General features: G+C 42.5%; 7 protein-coding genes and 1 riboswitch. Of the genes, 2 read left to right on the top strand and 5 right to left on the bottom strand.

All coding sequences use genetic code 11. From position 1 onward, the window contains the following. Positions 1-546: 546 nt before the first annotated feature. The 3 genes from nrdG to BACCOPRO_RS11150 form a co-directional block, all read right to left on the bottom strand. Positions 547-1038: an anaerobic ribonucleoside-triphosphate reductase activating protein gene (gene nrdG / locus BACCOPRO_RS11160; protein ID WP_008143681.1), complete on the bottom strand. Its 492-nt coding sequence runs from the start codon at positions 1036-1038 to the stop codon at positions 547-549. A 13-nt stretch (positions 1039-1051) separates the two neighbouring features. Further along, positions 1052-3439, bottom strand: coding sequence for an anaerobic ribonucleoside triphosphate reductase (locus BACCOPRO_RS11155; protein WP_008143679.1), 2388 nt, complete (start codon positions 3437-3439; stop codon positions 1052-1054). Positions 3440-3478: 39 nt separating this feature from the next. Next, a riboswitch (cobalamin riboswitch) is annotated at positions 3479-3667 on the bottom strand. Between the two features lie 286 nt (positions 3668-3953). Continuing rightward, positions 3954-5387 (bottom strand): CCA tRNA nucleotidyltransferase, encoded by a 1434-nt coding sequence (locus tag BACCOPRO_RS11150; RefSeq protein ID WP_008143674.1) that lies wholly within the window; start codon positions 5385-5387, stop codon positions 3954-3956. 105 nt (positions 5388-5492) lie between these two features. Here BACCOPRO_RS11150 and BACCOPRO_RS11145 point away from each other — a divergent pair, with 105 nt between their 5' ends. Then, a complete protein-coding gene (locus BACCOPRO_RS11145; RefSeq protein WP_008143673.1) occupies positions 5493-6326 on the top strand; it encodes an outer membrane protein assembly factor BamD in 834 nt (277 codons plus the stop codon). A gap of 137 nt (positions 6327-6463) precedes the next feature. On the opposite strand, the gene BACCOPRO_RS11140 is transcribed toward BACCOPRO_RS11145, so the two are convergent. Both BACCOPRO_RS11140 and ruvA read right to left on the bottom strand, forming a co-directional pair. Next, positions 6464-7039: a superoxide dismutase gene (locus BACCOPRO_RS11140; RefSeq protein WP_008143672.1), complete on the bottom strand. Its 576-nt coding sequence runs from the start codon at positions 7037-7039 to the stop codon at positions 6464-6466. 132 nt (positions 7040-7171) lie between these two features. Further along, positions 7172-7768, bottom strand: a complete 597-nt coding sequence (gene ruvA, locus BACCOPRO_RS11135; RefSeq protein WP_008143671.1) for a Holliday junction branch migration protein RuvA — start codon at positions 7766-7768, stop codon at positions 7172-7174. A gap of 174 nt (positions 7769-7942) precedes the next feature. On the opposite strand from ruvA, the gene BACCOPRO_RS11130 reads away from it, so the two are divergent. Then, entirely contained in the window at positions 7943-8842 is a 900-nt protein-coding gene (locus BACCOPRO_RS11130; RefSeq protein WP_008143670.1) for a diaminopimelate dehydrogenase, read from the top strand. The last annotated feature ends 69 nt before the right edge of the window (positions 8843-8911 follow it).

The following is an 8911-nucleotide window of genomic DNA, read 5'->3' as shown; positions in this document are numbered from 1 at the left end:
GAGCCGGATCGTGCGGTAGAAATAAAAAAAACGGCTGTCCTTTGTTTTTGGGACATCCGCTGCCATCTCAAGAACCCCCATTTAAAGGGTTCTTGTGTTTTCATCATCTTTTTAGTAGTTGTGTTTTTGTTATCCTTCTTTTCTATTTACCTTAAAGCAATTTTCTAAAACCTATTTCAACTTGAATCCTAAAAACTTTACCTTTTGCTAATACCTCTCTAAAACTTTTAACCTATTACTTTTACCAAATTGCTTTTTTACCTTAAAATCTCTAATACCTTAATTTATCTTAACCTTAAATCTAATACCTTTTGTTACCTTTTATATCCTTTGGTTTCACAACCACGATGCAAAGGTATGGCTTTTTTTATAATAAACAATGTTGTTCAGCATAAAATATCGCCTAAAAGTGTATTTCTTGATCTAAATCATGTCTTTGGGTGAAGTCTCTTCTTCAAGAGGCTTTGAGGAATACTTTTGAGCCTGCTGAGATAAGAAATGGAGAATAGAGTTACTTAATTCGTAACCCTATTCATTGAATATGCGTCAAATGTTAAAAGATAAACTATTGTCCGGACCTTTTAAAGAAATTATTCGTTGGTTGCTGCTTCCCCGGAATTCAAGATAAGGAGAGTAGAGTGCCTGTACAAAACGTCCGTCTACCAGCACATCAATATATTCCAAAAGCGGACTTCGTTCCGGATCTGCTTGCAGTTCTTCGTAAGTATATCCGGTATAGCACCAGATGTTCTGTCCGGTTCTTTCTTTCATGACACGGAGGAGAGTGAGAAATTCTTTGGGATTAAAGAAAGGATCTCCTCCGGAAAATGTGATGCCGTCCAGCAACGGATTGGAATTTATCGACTGGATAATATCTTCAAGCACTTCAGGAGTCAAAGGCTTTCCTGCCTGAGGATTCCATGATTCCGGGTTATGACATCCAGGGCAACGGTGATGGCATCCGGCCAGATAGATGGAAAAACGGATGCCTTCACCGTCAACAATAGTTTCTGGATATGTATATAAATAGTTTAACATGCAGTGTCCGGGGTTATCCGTGTTTGACACGATCATGTTCTTCCGCACGCTTGGCTGAGTTCCAGCTGTTCAGGTCGCCGGTCAGATAGCCTGTAATACGGCGCATGCGCAAGATGTTTTCACTCCGGCAAATAGGACATTTGTCGTAAATTACGCCTTTATATCCGCAGTTGTGGCAAGTATCTACCGGATGGTTGATCGAACCGTAGCCGATACCTTCATCATGCATTACCTTGACAATTTTGGCTATGGCCTTGACATTCTTCTGGGCTTCTCCGTCCAGTTCCACATAAGTGATATGTCCTCCCCGGGTCAGTGCATGGAAAGGAGCTTCACACTTGATCTTTTCTACGATACTGATAGGCTCTTTCACATCCACATGGAATGAGTTGACATAATAATCCCGGTCGTTTACTCCGGGGATGATGCCGTATTTCCGTTTGTCTATGCGGGTGAAGCGTCCGGAAAGTCCTTCGGCTGGAGTAGCCAGTACGGAATAATTCAGATGATATTTCTGCTTGTATTCTTCAGCCACCTGATTCATTACCTCAATGGCCTTGTAAAGAGTATTCCAGGCTTTCTTGCTATGACCATGGCCTTGACCGTAGAGTGCCATCATGGCATTGTGTCCTCCGATAAAGCCGATTCCTAGAGTACCCTGATTGAGGACATCACCCACTTCGTCGTTAGGGTTCAGATTGCCCCCGCCTTTCCATACGTTGTTGCCCATCATGAAGGGGAACTGTCGGGCAAGTGCCGTACGCTGATATTGATAACGTGTATACAATTGTTCGGCTATGAATCGGGACATCTCTCTTACGGACTCCAGGAACAGGTTGCATGCTTCCTGTTCGATTGCGTCAGAATTATTGCTTTCTATAATATTCTCAGCTTTAATTCTTGCTTCGATGGCCAGACGTGGCATGTTCATGGTTGTGAATGACAGGTTACCTCGTCCTAAAGATGTTTTTTCTCCGTTCAGATTTTCAAATACACGGGTGCGGCAGCCCATGGTTGCCAGTTCGTATTTGTAGCGCTTGGGATCATTGATATCCCACTTTTCATTTTGGTTAAACGGTGTGTCCAGAAACATGAAGTTCGGGAAAAGCGCTTTGGCAGTTGTGCGGCATGCTTTTAAGAAGAGATCGAAGTTGGGAGTCTCAAAAGTCATTTTGCCTTCCAGTGCAGCATCAAAGTTCTGCATGGCCCGTTGATAGTCTGCTTCAGAATAAGACACTCCATCTTTAATTTTAAAGATCTGAATCGGGAATACAGGAACTTCACCGCGTGTACCTAGTCCTTCAATGGTTGCTTTCAGCAATTCGTCAATAACCATTCTACCTTCAGCTGAGGTATCTGTTCCATAGTTGATGGAGCTGAAAACCACCTGGTTTCCTCCTCGGGAATGCATCGTGTTCAGGTTATGGATAAATCCTTCCATAGCCTGGTGGGTATCCTTGCGAGTCCGTTCGTAGGCCTTGTTGAGGATATGTTTTAGTTCGTCTTCATTGACGTTGAATCCCTCTTTGTTTAATGTTGTCAGAAATTCTTTTTGAATCTCTGCAGATGGTATAATGGTAGTCAGCTGCTGGTTGACTGTTTTCTGTACGTCGTTCTCAGCAACATTGTATCCTTTCATTTCAAGGAAGAACGAAAGAATGGAAGTGACAGCCTTCTGATAACTTTTTAGTACGCCTTTGGCCATGAAGAAGTCAAAGGCAGGAATGGCCTGTCCGCCATGTTGTTCATTCTGGTTTGTTTGGAAAATGATAGTGGCCAGTGTCGCATAACTTTGAATTGACTGCGGCGTCCGGATACTTCCGTTTTTGGTATGAAATCCCCGTTCAAACAAATCATCCAGGTCATACTGGATGCAGGTTGTTGTTTTGGTCGGGTAATAATCAAGGTCGTGGATATGGATATCTCCCAGCTGATGTGCTTCTGCATACTTTTTCGGAAGCAGGTATTTATATGTATAATCTTTGGTAATTTCCGAAGCAAAAGTCATCATTTGTCCGGCCGGAGTATGGCTCGACATATTGGCATTGCTCAGATTGATATCATTCTTGTCGATGGCAACGATACCATCCATGATGTGTTTGATTTGCGTTTTCCGGTCGCGTTCCGTATTTCTCCACTGGCGATAGATGATGTATTTCTTGGCTACTTCCGGTTGAACCTTCATCAGTTCTGTTTCCACGAGGTCCTGGATAGCCTCGACTGTAATGGTCGGTTCAGCAAAGTGTTCGATGACACGTTGCGTGATTTCATTAATCATTGCTTCCTGATGTTCCAGGCCAGTAGCAACAAATGCTTTACCAATGGCATTGGTTATTTTGGCGGCTGAAAAGTTTTCCCGCTTTCCATCGCGCTTGATAATACAGATTTCATTCAGATTCATACAATTCATACTGAGATTGAAAAAAGGTGAAACATTACATGTCATTTGCTTTTTCCGGCAGGTCTTCTGACTGATCTCTTCCCCAAACGCCTTCCCATAAATGGTTATTTACAGTGGCTGGCATGGCCTTGTCTGGGCTTTTAAAGAATCACAGCAGCGGGTACTGTTGCCGATTTTCACGGCATTCCCTTTTGAAACGCTTCCGTTACCTTGAAAAGCGATACAAAGATATTTATTAAAATGATTCTGTAAAAATAGAGTTTGGGATTGTTGTCTAAATTGGAATACTTTTATTCTGCAAATCCATTCTCTGGTGTGTTGTAGTGGGTAAAAGTGGATAACTGTAATTTATAACGAGAAAACATTTTGGAAAATTCAAAAGATTTTCTATTTATATTTTAAAATAGGAAGGAACAGATCCTGAAGGTTGTATTTACAAGAATAAAAGAAGAAAAGAAAGAAATCGAATGCAGGAGTACTTGTTGCTTTTCCTGCATTCGGTTTATAACTTATATCATGCATTCGTTTCGGGCAGATTGACAGGAGTCAGTCCCATTGCCTGAGCTTTCTTCAGCATATATTCGAATGCGGCATCATGCTCATTGGGAATTACTCCGTCAAGGATTGCATCTTTAATGGAGCTTTTGAGGCTTCCAATTTCCCGGCAAGGTTCCAGGTTGAATACCCGCATGATTTCCGCTCCGTCTACTGGTGGCTGGAAGTTACGGATCCGGTCTTTTTCTTCCAGATCTTTCAGTTTCTGTCGAACCAGTTTGAAATTATCAAGGAAACGTTGCTTGCGGGCTTCGTTTTTGGAAGTGATGTCGGCTTCACAGAGCATCATCAGGTCATCGATGTCGTCTCCAGCTTCAAAGAGCAATCGGCGGACGGCAGAGTCGGTCACTACGTCATCCGCAATGACGATGGGACGCATGTGGAGCCCCACCAGCTTTTGCACATACTTCATTTTCTCATTCATCGGAAGTTTCATTTTGCGGAAGATATCCGGAATCATCTTTTCTCCGATAAAATTGTGATTATGGAATGTCCATCCGATTTTAGGTTCCCAGCGTTTGGTGCGCGGCTTGCCGATATCATGTAATAAGGTAGCCCAGCGCAACCAGAGGTTGTTGCTCACTTTTGAGATATTGTCAACCACTTCCAGAGTATGGTAGAAATTATCTTTGTGAGCACGTCCGTTTCTGACTTCCACGCCTTGAAGTGCTGTTAATTCGGGGAAAATCAACTCCAGCAGGCCACATCGGTCCAGCTCAACAAAACCTTTTGAAGGAATGGGGGAAAGCAATATTTTATTTAACTCGTCCGCAATACGTTCGCGTGAGATGATTTTAATACGTTCCTTATTGCGTTCCAGAGCGGCAAAGGTTTCGTCTTCAATATAGAAATTGAGTTGTGTGGCAAAACGTACACATCGCATCATGCGTAAGGGGTCATCGCTGAAGGTGATGTCCGGATCCAGTGGAGTGCGGATGATTCTTTCCTTGAGGTCTTCCATCCCTCCGAAGGGATCGACCAGTTCTCCGAACCGTGCCTGATTCAGACAGACAGCCATGGCATTGATCGTAAAGTCACGCCGGTTCTGATCATCTTCCAGCGTTCCGTTCTCTACGATGGGTTTCCGGCTGTCGTGGCTATATGATTCTTTTCTTGCTCCAACAAATTCAACTTCTGTATCATGGTACTTTACTTGCGCGGTACCGAAATTTTTAAAAACGGATACATGGGCACCGCGTCCCAGTTTCTTTCCAAACGCCTGTGCTATTTCGATTCCGCTTCCTACAACCACGATATCAATATCCTTTGAAGGGCGATTCAGGAAAATGTCACGTACGTAGCCTCCTACTGCATAACACTCCAGGCCCATCTCATCGGCAGTCTTTGAAATAAGACTAAATATTTTATTGGTAAAGTGTTCTTTTAATTCCATCCTTTTCTTTTAAATGAGGTGCAAAATTACAAAAAAATAGTGTGTCTTGCTGATATCAAACAGATTTAATTGTATTTTTGTTCCAAATTAAAAAAGCTTGAGCAGATGAAAAAATTAGGATTAATCGTTGTTGCACTGGCTTTGACGCTGGCTGGATGTAACAGTGACGAGAAGAAAGCAAGTGAATTGTTTCAGCGGGCGGAAGTTTCGTTTGCCGCAGAGGATTATAGCCTGGCAAAATTGCAAATAGATAGTATTCGTACCCTTTATCCGAAAGCTTTTGAGGTGCGCAAGGCTGCTATTGGCCTGATGCAGCAAGTAGACCTGAAGGAGCAGCAGCAGACGTTGGCTTATCTGGATAGCGTTATGGCTGTGAAACAAGCTTCTCTGGATTCCATCAAGGGAAATTATGTGTTGGAGAAAGATACAGCTTATCAGGAAGTCGGTAATTATTTTTATCCGACTCAAGTAGTGGAAAAGAATATCGGACGTTCTTTTTTGCGGGCACAGGTAAGTGAAACCGGAGAAATGTCGTTGACTTCTATTTATTGTGCAGGCGGCAATATCCACCATACGGCAGTGAAAGTGAGCGTGGGAGACTTGTTTGCAGAAACACCGTCTTCTTCGGACAGCTATGAAACGACGGATTTGGGAAGAGCCATTGAGAAGGCAGACTATAAAGTTGGCAATGATGGAGGTGTGGCAGATTTTATTGTTGCTAATCAGGACAAGAAGAATATTCGTCTGGAATTTATGGGAGACCGTAACTATCGGACGGTCATGCCGGCCAGTGATGTGAAGGCTATTGTGGCAATAGTTGATCTCGCTAAAATTCTGTCAGCGATGGAAGAAATCCGGAAAGAACAGAAAGAAGCTAATTTGAAGATTCAGTTTGTAACCCGTAAAATGCAGGAAAAGGCAGGGGAAACAACTGAATGATCTCTCCGGCCTGTTTAATGGCAGGGGTGATTTACATTATTATATATAAGGAAAGAGACTTTCCGCAGGTAATCAGATATATCCTGCAGAAGGTCTCTTTTGCTTATTGGATCCGGAGCCTGTTCGGCTACCTTTGCTTATATAATTCTTTCAGCGACCTTTTCCCAGTTAACAAGTTTCCAGAAAGCCTCTATATATGCAGCACGGCGATTACGATAGTCGATATAGTATGCATGTTCCCATATATCAATAACCAGTAAGGGAGTATATCCTTTAGTTAATGGATTCCCTGCATTGGATTCTGGGAGAATAAATAATTTCCCTTCTTTATCAGCAGCCAGCCATACCCAGCCTGAACCGAACAGACCAAGTGCCGCTTTGGTAAATTGTTCTTTGAATGCTTCTGCTGAACCAAAATTGCTGGTCAGCAATGCATCCAGTTTTTGAGGTATGACATCAGAATGGGAAGTTAATGTTTGGAAAAAGAACGTATGATTCCATGTCTGGGCCGCATTATTGAAAATAGCTCCGTCGGCCTTACAGATAATGTCTTCCAGAGAGAGAGTCTCATATGGAGTTCCCGGAATCAGTTTGTTCAGATTGTCAATATAGGTCTGAAGATGTTTACCATAATGGAACTCTAGTGTTTCCTGGCTCATGAGTGGAGCAAGTTCTTCCATTTGATAAGGAAGGGTAGGCAGTTTATGTGTCATAATTATTGGTTTTAAAGGTTATTTACATAATAAACAATTGCTTCTCCCGGAAAGTTCTTCTGAAGTCTGGTTAAATTTCGCAGACCGGAAAACTTTTCCAGTCCGATAACCCGATCAGCGCCATAGAATCTCCTATAATCTCTTCAGTGCAAGTTTGATCACCTTTTCGACAGGCAGATCCGGTTCCTCTTTTAACAGGAGACCGACGACTTTTTGTGAAGGAGCCTGTGCAAATCCTAACATCGTAAGTGCTGCAACAGCTTCTTCGTAAACTTCCGTATTGGCTGATGCAATTACAGAGGTCACAGGAGCCGCCGTATCAATACCGGTAGAGGCAATCTTGTCTTTCAGATCAACAATAATTCGCTGAGCCGTTTTCAGTCCTATTCCCTTGACGGTTTTTAATAATTTGTCGTTACCACTGCTAATTACATTACAGAGTTCAGAGGGGCTGAGCGCTGAGAGAATCATGCGTGCCGTGTTACCTCCAATACCTGAAACCGTGATCAGCAACAAGAAAAGTTCCCTTTCTTGCCGGGTATAAAATCCGTAGAGGATATGAGCATCCTCGCGGATTGCTTCATAAATATAGAGCTTTACTTCTTTTTTCCCTTGGATGGCAGAAAAGGTATTTAAAGAAATGCTGATGGCATATCCTATTCCGTTACACTCAATCACGGCTTGTGCTGGAACAACTTCGATAACTTCTCCTTTAATATATTCAATCATATTTTTCTGATAAATTGTAATTATGATACAAAAATAGCTATAAGAAAGTTATAATTTGTAAGTTTGGCTCGAATATTTTCAAATTCCTTTGCTTTCTGCTTGTTTGGAATGATTTCAATTGTGTAACTTTGCGAACGTAAAACGAAAGAACAATAATTAAATATACAACAGAATATGAAAAAGATTAGAGCTGCCGTAGTAGGTTACGGAAACATTGGAAAGTTTACGCTGGAAGCATTGGAAGCTGCTCCTGATTTTGAGGTTGCTGGTATCGTTCGTCGGAATGGTGCAGAAAATAAACCTGCAGAACTGGCTGATTATCCTGTCGTAAAAGATATCAAGGAATTACAGGATGTTGATGTTGCTATTCTTGCAACTCCGACCCGTAGTGTAGAACAGTATGCTAAGGAAATTCTTGCTTTGGGTATCAATACTGTAGACAGTTTTGATATTCATACACAGATCACTTCTCTGCGCCGTTCTTTGGATGAAACTGCCAAAGCACACAATGCCGTGTCTATTATCTCTGCAGGATGGGATCCGGGAAGCGACTCAGTAGTTCGTGCTTTATTGCAGGCTATTGCTCCGAAAGGTATTACTTATACAAACTTTGGTCCGGGTCGCAGTATGGGACACTCTGTAGCTGTCCGCGCGATTGCCGGTGTTAAAGATGCTTTGTCCATGACTATTCCTGTAGGTACAGGCATTCATCGCCGTATGGTTTATGTAGAACTGGAAGAGGGTGCAGACTTCAAGACTGTTGAGGCTGCTATTAAGTCTGATGCTTATTTTGTGAACGATGAAACTCATGTTATTCAGGTTCCCTGCGTTGACGATCTGAACGATGTAGGACATGGTGTGAATCTGGTACGTAAGGGAGTTTCTGGCAAAACTCACAATCAGTTGTTTGAATTCGATATGAAGATCAACAATCCGGCTCTTACAGCTCAGGTGTTGGTTTGTGTAGCCCGTGCCTCTATGCGTCAGAAACCAGGATGCTATACCATGATTGAAGTTCCGGTTATTGACTTGCTGGAAGGAGACCGTGAAGAGCTGATTGCTCATCTGGTATAATCTGTCAAGTGGATCCCTTTATATATAAAGGTGTAATTGCCCGACATGCTTTTGTGTGCCGGGCAATTT

Source organism: Phocaeicola coprophilus DSM 18228 = JCM 13818 (genome assembly GCF_000157915.1).
Lineage (GTDB): Bacteria > Bacteroidota > Bacteroidia > Bacteroidales > Bacteroidaceae > Phocaeicola > Phocaeicola coprophilus.
This window is presented reverse-complemented; position numbering and strand designations above follow the sequence as displayed.